At 50.0% G+C, this 15451-nt stretch carries 19 protein-coding genes and 1 tRNA gene; 17 read left to right on the plus strand and 3 right to left on the minus strand.

Going from position 1 to position 15451, the window contains the following annotated elements; translation table 11 throughout:
* The first annotated feature begins 20 nt into the window (after positions 1 to 20).
* From hisH to tatC, 9 genes are all read left to right on the plus strand, one after another.
* On the plus strand, positions 21 to 659 hold the full coding sequence (gene hisH / locus ACOTSW_RS13640; protein WP_423679609.1) for an imidazole glycerol phosphate synthase subunit HisH: 639 nt from the start codon (positions 21 to 23) through the stop codon (positions 657 to 659).
* 125 nt (positions 660 to 784) lie between these two features.
* A complete protein-coding gene (hisA, locus tag ACOTSW_RS13645; RefSeq protein WP_423679610.1) occupies positions 785 to 1579 on the plus strand; it encodes a 1-(5-phosphoribosyl)-5-[(5-phosphoribosylamino)methylideneamino]imidazole-4-carboxamide isomerase in 795 nt (264 codons plus the stop codon).
* A complete protein-coding gene (hisF, locus tag ACOTSW_RS13650; protein WP_423679611.1) occupies positions 1576 to 2340 on the plus strand; it encodes an imidazole glycerol phosphate synthase subunit HisF in 765 nt (254 codons plus the stop codon). Before hisA ends, hisF begins: the two co-directional genes overlap by 4 nt.
* Complete coding sequence (hisI, locus tag ACOTSW_RS13655) at positions 2337 to 2738, plus strand: phosphoribosyl-AMP cyclohydrolase (protein ID WP_423679612.1); 402 nt, start codon at positions 2337 to 2339, stop codon at positions 2736 to 2738. The genes hisF and hisI overlap by 4 nt, the downstream gene beginning before the upstream one ends.
* Positions 2735 to 3082, plus strand: coding sequence for a phosphoribosyl-ATP diphosphatase (locus ACOTSW_RS13660; RefSeq protein ID WP_423679613.1), 348 nt, complete (start codon positions 2735 to 2737; stop codon positions 3080 to 3082). Before hisI ends, ACOTSW_RS13660 begins: the two co-directional genes overlap by 4 nt.
* A 56-nt stretch (positions 3083 to 3138) precedes the next feature.
* Positions 3139 to 3510 (plus strand): histidine triad nucleotide-binding protein, encoded by a 372-nt coding sequence (locus ACOTSW_RS13665; RefSeq protein WP_423679614.1) that lies wholly within the window; start codon positions 3139 to 3141, stop codon positions 3508 to 3510.
* A gap of 36 nt (positions 3511 to 3546) precedes the next feature.
* Positions 3547 to 3768, plus strand: coding sequence for a Sec-independent protein translocase subunit TatA (gene tatA / locus ACOTSW_RS13670; protein WP_423679615.1), 222 nt, complete (start codon positions 3547 to 3549; stop codon positions 3766 to 3768).
* A 33-nt stretch (positions 3769 to 3801) separates the two neighbouring features.
* Positions 3802 to 4293: a Sec-independent protein translocase protein TatB gene (gene tatB / locus ACOTSW_RS13675; RefSeq protein ID WP_423679616.1), complete on the plus strand. Its 492-nt coding sequence runs from the start codon at positions 3802 to 3804 to the stop codon at positions 4291 to 4293.
* 45 nt (positions 4294 to 4338) lie between these two features.
* Entirely contained in the window at positions 4339 to 5100 is a 762-nt protein-coding gene (gene tatC / locus ACOTSW_RS13680; protein WP_423679617.1) for a twin-arginine translocase subunit TatC, read from the plus strand.
* 30 nt (positions 5101 to 5130) lie between these two features.
* Here the strand turns inward: tatC and ACOTSW_RS13685 are convergent, their stop codons facing one another.
* Positions 5131 to 5799, minus strand: a complete 669-nt coding sequence (locus ACOTSW_RS13685; RefSeq protein ID WP_423679618.1) for a DUF2461 domain-containing protein — start codon at positions 5797 to 5799, stop codon at positions 5131 to 5133.
* Positions 5800 to 5807: 8 nt separating this feature from the next.
* Positions 5808 to 6974, minus strand: a complete 1167-nt coding sequence (locus tag ACOTSW_RS13690; RefSeq protein ID WP_423679619.1) for a Do family serine endopeptidase — start codon at positions 6972 to 6974, stop codon at positions 5808 to 5810.
* Positions 6975 to 6999: 25 nt separating this feature from the next.
* Between ACOTSW_RS13690 and ACOTSW_RS13695 the strand changes: the two genes are divergently transcribed.
* Entirely contained in the window at positions 7000 to 7752 is a 753-nt protein-coding gene (locus tag ACOTSW_RS13695; RefSeq protein WP_423682333.1) for a Nif3-like dinuclear metal center hexameric protein, read from the plus strand.
* A gap of 60 nt (positions 7753 to 7812) precedes the next feature.
* Here ACOTSW_RS13695 and mscL read toward each other — a convergent pair whose 3' ends face one another.
* Positions 7813 to 8232, minus strand: coding sequence for a large conductance mechanosensitive channel protein MscL (mscL, locus tag ACOTSW_RS13700; protein WP_423679620.1), 420 nt, complete (start codon positions 8230 to 8232; stop codon positions 7813 to 7815).
* Between the two features lie 321 nt (positions 8233 to 8553).
* Between mscL and petA the strand changes: the two genes are divergently transcribed.
* The 7 genes from petA (at position 8554) to ACOTSW_RS13735 (ending at position 15288) form a co-directional block, all read left to right on the plus strand.
* Positions 8554 to 9168, plus strand: coding sequence for a ubiquinol-cytochrome c reductase iron-sulfur subunit (petA, locus tag ACOTSW_RS13705; RefSeq protein ID WP_423679621.1), 615 nt, complete (start codon positions 8554 to 8556; stop codon positions 9166 to 9168).
* The gene (locus tag ACOTSW_RS13710) at positions 9168 to 10580 is read left to right on the plus strand and encodes a cytochrome b (protein ID WP_423682334.1); all 1413 of its coding nucleotides are present in this window, start codon (positions 9168 to 9170) and stop codon (positions 10578 to 10580) included. The genes petA and ACOTSW_RS13710 overlap by 1 nt, the downstream gene beginning before the upstream one ends.
* Positions 10581 to 10605: 25 nt before the next feature.
* Positions 10606 to 11370 carry a cytochrome c1 gene (locus tag ACOTSW_RS13715; protein ID WP_423679622.1) on the plus strand — a complete coding sequence of 255 codons (765 nt, stop codon included), beginning with the start codon at positions 10606 to 10608 and terminating at the stop codon, positions 11368 to 11370.
* 157 nt (positions 11371 to 11527) lie between these two features.
* Positions 11528 to 12139: a glutathione S-transferase N-terminal domain-containing protein gene (locus ACOTSW_RS13720; protein WP_423679623.1), complete on the plus strand. Its 612-nt coding sequence runs from the start codon at positions 11528 to 11530 to the stop codon at positions 12137 to 12139.
* A 124-nt stretch (positions 12140 to 12263) separates the two neighbouring features.
* Positions 12264 to 12773 carry a ClpXP protease specificity-enhancing factor gene (locus tag ACOTSW_RS13725; RefSeq protein WP_423679624.1) on the plus strand — a complete coding sequence of 170 codons (510 nt, stop codon included), beginning with the start codon at positions 12264 to 12266 and terminating at the stop codon, positions 12771 to 12773.
* A gap of 58 nt (positions 12774 to 12831) precedes the next feature.
* A tRNA-Thr gene (locus tag ACOTSW_RS13730) sits at positions 12832 to 12907 on the plus strand.
* A gap of 194 nt (positions 12908 to 13101) precedes the next feature.
* Positions 13102 to 15288: a S9 family peptidase gene (locus ACOTSW_RS13735; RefSeq protein ID WP_423679625.1), complete on the plus strand. Its 2187-nt coding sequence runs from the start codon at positions 13102 to 13104 to the stop codon at positions 15286 to 15288.
* Positions 15289 to 15451: the final 163 nt, after the last annotated feature.

The following is a 15451-nucleotide window of genomic DNA, read 5'->3' on the forward strand; positions in this document are numbered from 1 at the left end:
GCGTCAGCCGGGCAATCATTATGAATAAAATTGTTGTTGTTGATTACGGCATGGGAAATCTGCGCTCAGTAGCGCAAGCCCTGCGTGCCGTTGCACCTGAAGCGAATGTACTGATTTCAGGTGAGGTTGCAGATATTCAGAGTGCTGACCGCATTGTGTTGCCCGGGCAAGGTGCGATGCCTGACTGCATGAGCAGTCTGCGTGATTCCGGCGTTCAGGAAGCCGTGCTGGCTGCCAGCCGCAGTAAGCCCTTGTTCGGCGTGTGCGTCGGTGAACAAATGTTGTTTGACCTGAGTGAAGAGGGCAACACGTCTGGCCTCGGATTATTGCCGGGCAAGGTTGTCCGTTTCAATCTGGATGGTCAGCTGCAAGCCGATGGTTCGCGTTTTAAAGTGCCGCAGATGGGCTGGAACCGTGTGCAGCAATCCCGTCCTCACGCTTTGTGGCAAGATATATCCGATCAGGAATATTTTTATTTTGTGCACAGCTATTATGCTCAGCCTGACAATGCGGAGCATATTGTGGGTATGACGGATTATGGTCAGCTTTTCGCCTGTGCGGTTGCCCGCGACAATATTTTTGCGACGCAATTTCACCCTGAAAAAAGTGCGCATGCCGGCTTGCAGTTGTATAAGAACTTCGTTCACTGGAATCCTTGAGTCTCTGATCGGGCGAAATGTTGTTGCTTTGTGCTTTGCCGGATAGTCTGATTTTCTGTTGTACTTTCGTTTCTTTTTTTGTCCCTTTTTTTGTCTGATACCGACACCTTAATTTCTTTAACATCATGTTGCTCATCCCTGCTATCGACCTGAAAGATGGTCACTGTGTACGCCTGAAACAAGGTGATATGGAACAAGCCACCGTGTTCTCCGAAGACCCGGCTGAAACTGCCCGTCACTGGCTGAAACAAGGAGCACGTCGTCTGCATCTGGTTGATCTGAATGGTGCTTTTGCCGGTAAGCCAAAAAATGAAGGCGCGGTGAAAGCGATTCTGAAAGCAGTACGTGAATATGCCGAAGAAACCGGCACTGAGGAAATCCCGGTTCAGCTCGGCGGCGGTATCCGTGATCTCGATACGATAGAGCGCTATCTTGACGGCGGCCTGTCCTACATCATCATCGGCACGGCCGCGGTGCGCAACCCCGGCTTTCTGGCCGATGCCTGCAGCGCATTTCCTGGTCAGATTATCGTCGGCATCGATGCTAAAGACGGTAAGGTGGCCACCGATGGCTGGAGTAAATTATCTGGTCACGAAGTAATCGATCTGGCGAAAAAATTTGAAGATTACGGCGTGGAATCCATCATCTATACCGACATCGGTCGTGATGGCATGATGGGCGGCGTCAATATCGAAGCGACAGTCAGACTGGCGCAGGCGGTCAGTATTCCGGTCATTGCTTCTGGTGGTGTGCACAATCTTGCCGACGTGGAAGCCCTGTGCGCAGTGCAGGACGAAGGCATTGAAGGCGTTATTTGCGGACGCTCGATTTACGAAGGAACACTGGATCTTGCCTCTGCACAGGAGCGCGCTGACGAACTCAGTGGTGAATTGCTTTTGGATGAAGAAGACGCTGAATGACATTAGCTAAACGTATTATTCCTTGTCTGGATGTGACTGCCGGTCGCGTCGTCAAAGGAATTAATTTTCAAGAGCTGCGCGATGCCGGTGATCCGGTGGAGATTGCCCGTCGTTACGATGCGCAGGGTGCCGATGAAATTACTTTCCTCGATATCACCGCATCATCTGATGGGCGGGATCTGATATTGCCGATTATTGAAGCCGTGGCATCACAGGTGTTTATTCCCCTGACCGTTGGCGGTGGCGTGCGCACGGTTGCCGATGTGCGTCGTTTGCTGAATGCGGGAGCCGACAAGGTTGGCATCAATACATCGGCAGTCACTAATCCGCAACTGGTGGCAGATGCAGCCCATAAATACGGCTCGCAATGTATCGTGGTCGCGATTGATGCGAAAAATGTTGCACCCGGAAAGTGGGAAGTATTTACCCACGGGGGGCGCAATCCTACCGGTCTGGATGCAGTGGAGTGGGCGCAAAATATGGCGCGTCTTGGTGCCGGTGAAATTCTGCTGACCAGCATGGATAAAGATGGCACCCGTTCCGGTTTTGATCTCGGCCTGACCCGTGCTGTATCTGACGCGGTGTCCATACCGGTGATTGCGTCCGGTGGTGTCGGTGGTTTGCAGGATCTTGCTGACGGTATCAAAGTCGGTGGTGCAGATGCAGTGCTGGCGGCCAGTATTTTCCATTACGGTCATCACACGGTCGGAGAAGCGAAGCAATTCATGGCAGCGCAACATATTCCTATGAGGTTGGTATGAGTGCCGCGACGTGGTTAAATAAAGTGAAATGGGATGATCAGGGACTGGTACCGGTAATTGCCCAGGAGGTGGGGAGTAATGATGTATTGATGTTCGCCTGGATGAACCGTGATGCGTTAAGCAAAACAGTCGAGATCGGCGAAGCAGTTTACTGGAGTCGCTCCCGCAAGAAGTTATGGCACAAGGGTGAGGAATCTGGCCATGTGCAGAAAGTAAAAGAAATCCGCCTCGATTGCGATCAGGATGTAGTGCTGATTAAAGTCGAACAGGCAGATGGCATTGCCTGTCACACCGGACGTCATTCCTGCTTCTTCCAGAAATTTGAAGGCAGCCTGAATGAAGGTGACTGGCAGGCAGTGGATCCGGTATTGAAAGACCCTGAGAGTATTTATAAATGAGTACACAAGTACAAGTGCTGGAACGTCTGGCAGAGATTATTGAAAGTCGTAAGCTGGCCAATGGCGGCGACCCGGATAAATCGTATGTAGCACGTTTGTTTTCCAAAGGCGACGATGCGATTCTGAAGAAAATCGGCGAAGAAGCAACTGAAACTGTGATGGCCGCCAAAGATGCACGAGTATCCGGTGATACCAGCAAAGTGTTATACGAATGTGCTGACTTATGGTTTCATTCGCTTGTCATGTTGGCTCAGTATGATTTGCGCCCTCAGCAGGTATTAGATGAGCTGGCAAGGCGCGAGGGCATCTCCGGTATCGAAGAAAAGGCTGCACGCAAGGAGTAAGGCGCGCGGCTTTTGTTCTGATAGTTATTTCCCTAGTTTAATTTGATCGGATAAACGTGGATAATTGTATCTTCTGTAAAATTGTCGCCAGACAAATTCCATCCAGTATTGTTTATGAAGATGAAAATCTGCTGGCGTTTAAGGATATTCATCCGGCGGCACCTGTGCATTTATTGATTATTCCGAAAAAGCACATAGATACCTTGTCTGCCGCACAGCCAGAGGATACTGAGTTGATGGGTAAAATGCTGGCGCTGGTGCCTCAGCTGGCGATAGAGCACGGTTGTGCGCCAACGGTGGCTGCAGATGGCAGTTTATCTGGTGGTTATAAGACCCTGATTAACACAGGGCCGGATGGCGGGCAGGAAGTGTATCATCTGCATACGCATCTGATCGGTGGTCCGCAACCCTGGCGCGGACAACGCTAAATTTTTTAGAGAGCATTGCTCTTCTGGGAGTTAAAAATGGGTTCATTCAGTATCTGGCACTGGCTAATCGTATTAGTCGTGGTTATTTTAGTATTCGGCACCAAGAAACTTGGTAATGTTGGCGCTGATCTTGGTAAGGCCGTCAAAGGATTCAAAGACGGTGTTAAGGGGGAAGAAGAAAAATCATCCGCCACACCGCAACAAGTGGCCGATAAAAGTACGATTGATGTTGACGCTAAAGAAAAATCGAAACAGTGAAGCATGTTTCGCTGACTTTTGCGGGATGCGGCCATGATTGATCTGGGTATCAGCAAACTGGCGCTGATTGGTGTCGTTGCCCTGATCGTCATCGGTCCAGAAAAATTGCCGAAAGTTGCTCGCATGGCGGGCACTTTGCTTGGCCGCGCCCAGCGTTACATCAGTGATGTGAAAGCCGAAGTCAGCAAAGAAATTGAACTCGAAGAGCTGCGCAAAATGCAGAAAGACGTGCAGGAAGCTGCGCAGAATATAGAGCAATCTGTCAGCGCCTCACTGCAGGAAGCAGAGAACGAGCTGCGTTCGGTTGAGCGCGATGCGCAAGCTGATTTGCAGACGCCATTCACCGTTACGCAAGCACAGGTCAACGAGAAAGCAAAAGATTTTCGTCGCAAGCGTCTGGCGAAAACATCGGCAGTTCCTGGCTGGTACAAAAGCCGTCATGGCCAGCGCAGTCATATTGTGTCCGGTTCTGCCCGTATGGCAAGACACAGGGCAAAAGCTCGTCCACCTGTCAGTTTTTTTTAATTCCTCTTTTATGTCCCTGCGCTCTTTATTTTGGGTGGTATTCGCATGAGCGATAAGATTGAACACGGCGCTGAGGAAACCTTTATTTCTCATCTGGTTGAGTTACGTGATCGTCTGGTGAAGGCGGTTTATGGTCTCGCTGCTGCATGTATTGTGTTGATGCTGTGGCCGGGGCCGGCGGCTATTTATGATTTTCTCGCCAGCCCTATGCTGGCGTCGTTGCCCGCCGGATCGAAAATGATCGCCACCGGCGTGATATCGCCATTTCTGGTGCCGATGAAGGTGACGCTACTGCTGGCATTCATGCTGGCGTTACCGTGGATACTGTACCAGGTCTGGGCGTTTATCGCGCCGGGCTTATATACCCATGAAAAGCGGCTGATTGCACCTCTGGTGGTTTCCTCCTCGCTGCTGTTTCTGGGCGGCGTCGCGTTTTGTTATTTCGTGGTGTTTCGCCGGGTATTTAAATTCATTAATGAGTTTTCACCTGCGTCGATCAGCATCGCGCCAGATATAGAAAATTATTTAGATTTTATTATGTCGATGTGCCTTGCCTTTGGCGTGACCTTCGAGGTGCCGGTCGTCGTTGTTGTTTTGGTGCGTATGGGGTTGGTGACGGTCGATAAGCTCAAAGCGATACGACCTTATGTCGTGGTTGGGGCGTTTGTGATTGCCGCTATTGTGACGCCACCGGATATTGTCAGTCAGTTTTCGCTGGCGTTGCCTATGTGGTTTTTGTATGAGCTTGGTTTGCTCATTGCGCCACTGTTTGTTCGCGTAACGCAGTCACCCGATACGGCCGAGTAGATGCTACGGGACAGAACGTGTCCCCTAGAATTATGCGGCGCGCAGCCATTGAACCAATGGCAATGCACTTTGGAAGCCTTGTAATAAGGTGTGCTTAACCTCGTCGCTGTCCATGCCTTTCAGCGGACATTCTGTCCAGACCATAAAGTTTTTGAGTTTGATGTACTCGATGTGTTTCAGTTCCGCATCAAACCCTTTCGGTGGGCGACTCAGTTTTCCCTCTTCCTGTAATTCCCCGAAAGCCTGTTTGAGCTTTTTATCTTTCAGCACTTTTTCAAACCCTGTAGCATCATCGACGATATGCTGACGGATTGCCCGCAACCGGTCCGGTGGTGGCATATATTCACCGACGGCAAAAAACAGCCTGCCTGCGGCATCCATTTGAAAATAATAAGCCGGCCCGCCGCCTTCGCTGGGCTTCTTGCGCCCGCTCGGCAGAATAGATGAGGAGAACGTCGTTTTGTATGGCGATTTGTCTTTGGCAAAACGGACATCGCGGTTAATCCGGAATAAGGCTTTCTTCGGTTCACACCCCGCGATTGCGGGATCGAATTTTTGTATGCCTTGTATGAGTTCTGTCACCATCTGTAAGAACTCAGCGCGCAAAATATCGTAACGCGGTTTGTTCATGACGAACCACGCGCGATTATTGTTTTCAGATAACTCAGATAAAAAAGACTGCAGATCAATCAGGTGCATATTTCAGCCTATTCTTCGCGTCTGGTTGGTGGACGTTTTCCAACCGTGATTTCGAGGGTCGGTTCCTGCTTGTTCCTGACCACCACGATTTTTGCCGTATTACCCGGTTTGAGTTGGGCGACCAGATTCAGCATTTCAGTCGTGTCTCTGACTGGCTTACCTGCGATGGAGACCAGAATGTCACCCGGCTTCATCCCGGCTTTGTCTGCTGGCCCTCCACGGATTACGCCGGCAATAATTGCTCCCGATTTCTGTTTCAGTCCAAAGCTTTCAGCAAGCTCTGGCGTGATGTCCTGGGGTTCAACACCAATCCAGCCACGTACTACTTGCCCCTGACTGATAATTTGTTCCATGACCGCTTTAACAGTCGAGACCGGGGTGGCAAAGCCAATACCCACTGAACCGCCGGTCTGGGAATAGATCGCTGTATTAATCCCGAGCAGATTGCCATTAATATCGACGAGGGCTCCGCCGGAATTGCCCGGATTAATTGCTGCGTCGGTTTGTATGAAATTCTGGAATGCGTTGTCGGTCAGATTATTGCGTCCCAGTGCAGAAATGATACCCATCGTTACCGTTTGTCCGACACCGAAAGGATTGCCAATGGCCAGCACAACGTCGCCTACCTTAGTGTCGTCGGGTTGTCCGAGTGTGATGGCAGGAATATTCGGCAGATTAATTTTGATGACGGCAAGATCGGTTTCCGGATCGGTACCTACAACTTTCGCTGCAGCCGTGCGACCGTCGGCAAGAGCAACATCAATTTCGTCCGCAGACTCGACCACGTGGTTATTGGTCAGGATATAACCTTCGGCACTGACGATGACGCCGGAGCCCAGACTCGATTGCCTTTCTGTTCTCTGGTTCGATTGCTCGCCAAAAAAGCGGCGCAGAAACGGATCATCTAACAGTGGATTGCGTGAACGCTGAATTTCTTTCGAAGTATAGATGTTAACGACTGAAGGCATCGCCTTCTGTGCCGCCCCACGATACGAACTTTGTACGTTGACGCTGTTTGCCGGCGCTTCTTTCAAATTGATAGTCTGTGCCAGCGGCCCGCCTGTACCCGAGCTGAGAGCCTGATTCACCCAGCCTGGTTTTAAGGTGGTTACAATAAACCAAATCGCCAGACCAACTGTTACGGTCTGGGCAAACAATAACCAAAGACGTCGCATAAGGTAGATGATGAAAGTAAATTCAATAAATAGGGATGAACTTGCCCAATTTCTAGACACAGAATTGCAGCTCGCTCGCGTTCGTGATTATTGCCCAAATGGCGTGCAGGTGGAAGGACGAAATGAAATTAAGCGCATAGTGACCGGAGTGACCGCCAGCCTGGCGCTGTTGAATGAGGCTGTGCGTCTTCAGGCTGATGCAGTGCTGGTACATCACGGCTATTTCTGGCGTGGTGAGGATATGCGTGTGGTGGGGCAAAAGCAAAAACGTTTAAAGCTCTTGTTACAAAATGATATAACTTTGTTTGCCTATCACTTGCCACTGGACATGCATCCGCTGATCGGGAATAACGCGCGTCTGGCGCAGGAACTTGGTCTGCGCGCAGAGGGGAGGTTTGGCGATGATGAGCTTGGCTGGACTGGTTGGTCTGATGTCTCAGGGGTTAAAACGGTGGGGCAATTTGCCCGGTATATCGAGGCTCGCCTCGGACGGCAGCCTCTGCTGATCGGCGAGCCGGAGGCGGTTCTGGGAAAAATTGGGTGGTGCACCGGTGCCGCGCAAGGGATGTTTGATGCTGCGATTGCAGCAGGGGTCAGTGTTTACCTGAGTGGCGAGATATCAGAACCGACTGTGCATCTGGCGCGGGAGTCAGGCGTTGCCTACCTGGCATGTGGTCATCACGCGACTGAGCGGTACGGGATTCAGGCCTTGGGCGGCTTGCTCGCGGAAAAATTCGGAATCGAACACGTGTTCGTGGACATTGATAACCCGGTCTGAAGCAACCCTGTGTCGCCGGGATTGCCGGCGTTGAGCGGCAATCCTCTCGCAGTTTTGAGATTATTTTTTCAGTGAGTCGCGGATTTCTCGCAGCAGCAATACGTCTTCCGGTGTCACAACCGGCGCTGGAGCGGGTGCAGGTTCTGCTTTTTTCATTTTGTTAAACAGACGTACCATTTGAAAGATGATGAAAGCCAGAATCAGGAAATTGACGGCAACTGTAATGAAACTGCCGTAGGCAAGAACGCCACCGGCTTTTTTTGCCTCTATCAGGGTCATGGCGGTTCCCTGGCCATTCAGGGGCAGATAATAGTTGGAAAAATCGAGGCCACCGAAGATGCGTCCGACGATAGGCATAACGACATCGCCTACGAGTGAATCGACGATTTTGCCGAAAGCACCACCGATAATCACACCTACTGCCAGATCAATTACATTTCCTTTGCTGGCGAAAGCTTTGAATTCCTGCATCATGCTCATTGTTCTTCTCCATAAATATATCGACGAATATATTGGCAAACGCTGCCAAGATCGTTAAATTGTATTGTAAGGTCGAAAGCTGTCCAAATAATCAGGATACTTTGTCAATTATCTTTTCATACATTTTCTGCTTTAGTCAGAAAATACAGGAAAAGATCTGAAGTAAATCAAAAAGTGTGTAAGTTGTTGAAAAAAAGGCCTGAAATGGGCGTTTCGGGTATCTTTTGCTTTAAAAGCATATCCGGCTACTTTATAATTTAATGTTGCTAGAAGTTGGATTGGGCTTCATCGGGTTTTGATTTTTGACAGATTGGGGTTGGTATGAGTAACGAAAAGCAGGTCGATTCTGGCCGTCGCGGTTTGCTCGTCGCCACTTGCGCGGCGGGTGGTGTGGCAGGTTTGGCAACAGCAGGAGCGCTGGTGAGCACTTTCCAGCCATCTGAGCGAGCCAAAGCAGCTGGTGCTCCGGTGGAAGTTGATATTTCAGCTTTGAAACCGGGAGAAATGACGACAGTCGAGTGGCGCGGTAAGCCAGTCTGGATTCTGAAACGTACTCCGGAAATGCTGGCGAGCCTGGCAAAAACGGAAGACAAGGTCGCGGATCCTACTTCCAAAAAACCTTACACTATGGATATGCCTGAGTACTGCGACAAGCAAACCCGCTCACGTAAAGAACATCCTGAACTGTTGGTGACTGTTGGTATCTGCTCGCATCTCGGTTGTTCTCCAAGTTCTAAATTCCAGGCGGGTGCACAACCTTCGCTGCCTGATGACTGGCAGGGTGGTTTTCTGTGCCCATGTCATGGTTCCACTTTCGATCTGGCTGGTCGTGTATATAAAAATAAACCAGCACCTCAAAATCTGGATGTGCCACGTCACATGTTTTTGTCAGATACCAAAATTGTCATCGGTAAAGATGAGAAAGGCGAGGCTTAATCATGGCATTTGTTGAGAAAAAACTCCCGGCGGACGCTCCTGTCGTGGATAAAGCTCTGAACTGGGTCGATTCCCGCTTCCCTTTATCGAAGCTTTGGAATGATCAGTGGGGCAAATACTACGCTCCGAAAAACTTCAATTTCTGGTACATCTTCGGTTCGCTGGCGATGCTCGTGCTGGTGATCCAGATTGTCACCGGTATTTTCCTGGTCATGCACTACAAACCAGATGCGAATCTGGCATTTGCATCCGTCGAATACATCATGCGTGATGTGCCATGGGGCTGGCTGGTGCGTTACATGCACTCGACCGGTGCCTCGGCTTTCTTCATTATCGTGTACCTGCACATGACCCGTGCTTTCCTGTACGGATCTTATCGCAAGCCACGTGAACTGATCTGGCTGTTCGGTTTTGCCATTTTCCTGTGTCTGATGGCGGAAGCTTTCTTTGGCTACCTGCTGCCATGGGGACAAATGTCCTACTGGGGAGCGCAGGTTATTGTTAACTTGTTCGGTGCGATTCCTTTGATCGGCCCTGACCTGTCTCTCTGGATTCGTGGCGACTATGTGGTTTCAGATGCGACATTAAATCGTTTCTTCTCTTTCCACGTCATCGCGATTCCTCTGGTGTTGCTGGGTCTGGTGGCAGCGCATCTGATTGCTTTGCATGAAGTAGGTTCCAACAATCCTGACGGTATTGAGATTAAAGAAAACCTGGGACCTGATGGTCATCCTGTTGATGGTGTGCCATCGCATCCGTATTACACTTTCCACGATATTTTCGGAGTGACAGTGTTCCTGACGATCTTCAGCGCAGTGGTATTCTTTGCTCCTGAAATGGGTGGTTATTTCCTCGAATATAACAACTTCATTCCGGCTGACTCTTTGAAAACGCCGTTGCATATTGCGCCAACCTGGTATTTCACACCGTTTTACTCGATTCTGCGTGCAACAACATCAGAGTTCCTGTATGTCGTTCAGGCGGGTGTGGCTGCTTATGTGGCATTGATCTGGCTGACAACGAAGTTGCCGCAGATCGTCAAAATGACGATTGCCGGCGTTGCTTTGCTGGCGATTATCGGCATGCTGCCATTTGGCCTGGATGCGAAATTCTGGGGCGTGGTGTTGTTTGGTGGCTCCGTTGTGATTCTGGGTTTCCTGCCATGGCTGGATGTGTCCCCAGTGAAATCGATACGCTACCGTCCTCACTGGCATAAATATGTCTACATCGTGTTTGGTATTGCGTTTGTTGTTCTCGGTTATCTCGGGGTGCAGCCACCATCTCCAACCGGCGAGCGTGTGTCTCAGGTCTGTGCTGTGATCTATTTCAGCTTCTTCCTGCTGATGCCTTGGTGGAGTGCTATGGGAACATTTAAGCCAGTGCCGAAGCGCGTTACATTTTCAGCACACTGAGCGAACTAAGCGAGGAAGAATTAGCATGAAATTACTTAAAAAGATAATCGCTGCCCTGGCATTTGTTCCAGTACTGGCGATGGCTAGTGGTGCAACCTTCCCTCTGGATCGTGCTCCTGACCGTTCCACAGATATGGCGGCGTTACAGAATGGCGCGAAGCTGTTCGTGAATTATTGCCTGAACTGCCACTCTGCTTCGGCTATGCGTTATAACCGCCTTAGAGATATCGGTTTGACAGATGATCAGATCAAACAAAACTTGCTGTTTACAGGCGAGAAAGTGGGCGATTTGATGAAAAACACGATGTCAGCCAAGGATGCAAAAACCTGGTTTGGTGCGGTGCCACCGGATTTGTCAGTAATCGCCCGTGCCCGTGCTTCGGAAGCTGGTTCTGGTGCTGACTGGCTGTACACCTATCTGCGTACTTACTACAAAGATGACTCCCGTCCTACTGGCTGGAACAACATGGTGTTCCCTAATGTCGGTATGCCTCATGTGTTGTGGGAAATGCAAGGTGTCCGTGATGCTAAATTTGTGGAAGAAAAAGATCCGCATGACGCATCTAAAACGGTACACAAATTTGTCGGCTTTGAAAAAGTGACCGATGGTTCACTGGATCAGGCAGCCTATGACAATCAGGTCGGCGATCTGGTCGCCTACTTGCAATGGATGGGGGAACCGGCGCAAAATACGCGCAAACGTCTTGGTGTTGTTGTGCTGATTTTTATGGCATTGCTGGCAACACTTGCATGGCGTTTGAATGCTTCTTACTGGAAAGAAGTAAAATAAAGCATTGTTTCCTGTTTTACGTCTGCGATTTATCTTATCGTAGGGCAGGAATTTCTAAGATCGTCCGTTTCTATCCGTCGTAAACGGACGAGTAATCCCTGGGGTGAGGCGCGCAAAATTGGCTCCTCGCCCTGATTGTTTCTAAGGAACTATAAAAATGATGGTTCTCTATTCGGGTACAACCTGCCCATTTTCTCAACGTTGCCGTTTAGTGCTGTTTGAAAAAGGCATGGATTTTGAAATCCGTGATGTTGATTTGTTTAATAAACCGGAAGATATTTCGACCATGAATCCTTATGGTCAGGTGCCGATTCTGGTTGAGCGTGAATTGATACTGTATGAATCCAATATCATTAACGAATATATTGATGAGCGTTTCCCGCACCCGCAACTGATGCCTGCAGATCCGCTGCAACGCGCACGTGCACGTCTGATGCTGTTTAACTTTGAAAAAGAATTGTTCGTCCACGTACATACGCTGGAAAACGACAAGAGCAGCAGTTCTGCCAAAGCACAGGACAAGGCACGTGCTGAAATCCGTGATCGTCTGACGCAGCTGGCACCATTATTTATTAAAAATAAATACATGCTCGGTGATGAATTCTCCATGCTTGACGTTGCGATCGCACCTTTGCTGTGGCGTCTGGATCACTACGGTATCGAGTTGTCGAAAACTGCCGCACCTATCATGAAATATGCTGAGCGTATTTTCTCTCGTCCGGCCTACATCGAAGCGCTGACACCTTCTGAGAAAGTGATGCGTCGCTAAACGCTGAGTGATACGTTTTTTGTATCAACGGTATCTCAACAAGGCTGACTGATTGCATCAGGTCAGCCTTGTTGTTTTTACCGGCTCCCTCTATCCTTAAACTTTGATCTGTTGAGTAAGCATCATGCAAGAAACATCGACGAAACCTTATTTCATGCGTGCCATTTACGAATGGTGTACTGATAATGGCTATACCCCGTATATGGCAGTGAAAGTACAAGGCGGTGCGCGGGTGCCTATGGAATTTGTCCGCAATGGCGAGATCGTACTGAATATCAGTTTCGGCGCGACCAGTGGCCTGAAAATGGATAACGAGGCCGTGACATTTAAAGCAAGGTTCGGTGGCGTGTCCCGTGACATATATGTTCCTGTGGCGAATGTGATGGCGATTTACGCCAGTGAAAATGGTCAGGGAATGGCATTCGAGCTGGATTTGACGGCAACGGAAGACGTGGCTGAGCCGGAGTCGCTTGCTGAAGAAAATGACATATCAGAAAAAGAAGCGCCGCCAAGAAAATTAGGTTTGGCCGCGGTCAGTTCTAGGCCGGATGGCGAAGAAAAAGCGGATTTATCCACTGAACAAAAAAAATCTGAAAAAAAATCAGAAAAGCCCTCGCTAAAAATAATAAAGTAGCCTATAATCTTGGTCTTCGGGGATGCAACGGAAACGAAGCAGATACGAAAAAGTTTTCGCCGGCTTAGCTCACTTGGTAGAGCAGTTGACTTGTAATCATCAGGTAGCCAGTTCGATTCCGGCAGCCGGCACCAATTAAAAACCCATCGTTAGCAATAACGGTGGGTTTTTTCTTTTCCGTCGCATGTTCTTATTCGCAATGCTGCCCTGATAATTCCTGCTCTTTCAAATATCACAGTGAACTGTGCACAGGTCTGTATGGTCATACTGCGCAAGTGCGCTGACGAGCCCGTGTTGGCGGCACGGAAAAAATACACAGAGGAATTCCATGAAAAAAATAATCAAAAGCGGATTGTTTGCAATGCTGTTGGCCAGCGCAGCGATGGCGGTTGCCGATGACGGCAAGCTCAGTCTGGAGATGCTGTATCACCCGCTGAAGAAAGAAAAATTCGATACCCGCCCGCTGACGCGTTTATCGTGGGATCAGCAAAATCGTCTGATTGAGTCTGAAGTGAAAGAGGGGGTTGTTAAGCTGTCGGTGGTGCAGCCGGCAACTTGGGAAAAGCAGGCGCTGACAGTCGATGGAAATATTCTGCGCTATCTTAAATCTGCGGGTATCGATGATAAATCGGCGCAGAGTCTGGCGGAAAAGCTGGGGCAGCAGGTGCAACCTGAAGTGAAGTCGTATTTGTTCAGCTACAAAAACGATTTGTGGCTACTGGATCTGCAAAATGCACGCGCGCGCGAACTGACGCATACGCCGGATCAGGCCGAAGATGAAGCGATACTCTCGCCAGACGCGAAATCGGTCGCGTATCTGAAAGGGAATGACCTGTATCTGACCGACATCCCCAGCGCGACAGAGAAACGTCTGACCACCGGTGGCAGCGAGACGAATCTGAATGGCCGTCTCGACTGGGTCTATATGGAAGAAATTTACGGACGCGGCAAATTGCGGGCATTCTGGTGGGCGCCGGATTCGCAGAAACTTGCGTTTCTGAATTTCGATGAAAGCAAAGTGCCGGTTTACACGCTCAGCGGTGATCACGCGCAGCCTCTAAAAACGAATCTGACCCGTTATCCGAAAGCTGGCGACCCGAATCCCACGGTCAGATTAGGCATTGTTGATAAAGACGGCAAACTGAGCTGGACAGAAAATCCGTATCCCCAAAAAGAGACGCTGATCGTGCAAGTCGGCTGGACGCCGGACGGCAAGTTGCTGGCCGGTTGGCAGGATAGAGTGCAGACCTGGCTCGATCTGCGTTTGTATGATGCGAATATGCAGCAGAGTAAAGTGATCGTGCGCGAGACCAGCCCGGCATGGACTGAACGTCTGCCGTTTCCTGTGTTTCTGAAAGACGGCGGCTTTATCTGGGAATCGGATCGCAGCGGGCATCGTCATTTGTATCGTTATGATCAGCATTATCAGCTGCAAAAAGTGATCACCAGCGGTGACTGGGATGTGCGCAGCGTGTACGGCGTCGATGAAGCGCGTCAGCGCATCCTGTTTTCTGCGAATCAGCGCAACCCTATCGGTAACGATGTTTACAGCGTGGGTCTGAATGGTGAAGGTTTGCAGCGCCTGACGCAGGAAATGGGTACGCATAACGTGCACTGGAACAAAACCTTTACCCATTTTCTTGATAGCTGGAGCAGCCTGAAGCAAACGCCGAAACAGGCTTTGTTTAACGACGAAGGAAAACAGCTCCGACTGATCGACGACGTTGGCATGCCAGAGAAAATGCGCGGCCTGCGTCTGGCCAACGTCACGCAGCAGCAGATCCGCGCACGCGATGGTTTTTTACTGGAAAGCCTGTTGTACTTGCCGCCGGATTTTGATCCTGCAAAAAAATATCCGGTGTATCAGCACCTGTATGCGGGGCCGATGGCGCCGCAGGTGAATGACCGCTGGTCGAATGATTTGTACCATCACTTCCTCGCGCAACAAGGCTACGTTGTGTGGGTGCTGGATAACCGCAGTGCGAGTAATAAAGGCGTGGCAAGCGCCTGGCCTATCCATAAAAAACTGGGGCAGCTCGAATTACAGGATCAGCTTGATGGCCTCGCGTGGTTGCGTCAGCAGGGCTGGGCGGACATGGACAGAATCGCGCTGAACGGCTGGAGTTACGGCGGCTATTTCACCTCGTATGCGATGACGCACAGCAAAGCCTGGAAGATAGGTTTCGTCGGCGCGCCGGTCACCGACTGGCGTCTGTATGACAGCGTGTATACCGAGCGTTACATGGGCTTGCCGCAAGAAAATGCGAGCGGTTACGATCAGGGCAGCGTGCTGAAAGCGGCGAAAGATTTGCATGGTGAAATCCTGATCATGCACGGCACGATGGACGACAACGTGCATCCGCAAAATACCGTGATGCTGATCGATGAGCTGATCAAAGGCGGCAAGGATTACAGCCTGCAACTGTATCCGGGCGCAGGTCACGGCCCGCGCGGTGACTGGACGATCTGGTCTTTGCAAAAAGCGAAATGGGAATTTTTGCAAAGGAAACTGTAAGCCGGAATGACGATGCAAAAAAGGACGCTGCGGCGTCCTTTTTTTTCTTTGGAAATTAAAAAACAGGGGAGTATATGAAGAAAACTGCCTATTCTCTACATAAAATAAGGGGTTTAAAAAATACTGGGGGGGAGTATATTTAAACTATTTTAGCCGCGTTTTG

The organism is Undibacterium sp. WLHG33, from assembly GCF_049544815.1.
Taxonomy (GTDB): Bacteria; Pseudomonadota; Gammaproteobacteria; order Burkholderiales; family Burkholderiaceae_D; genus Undibacterium.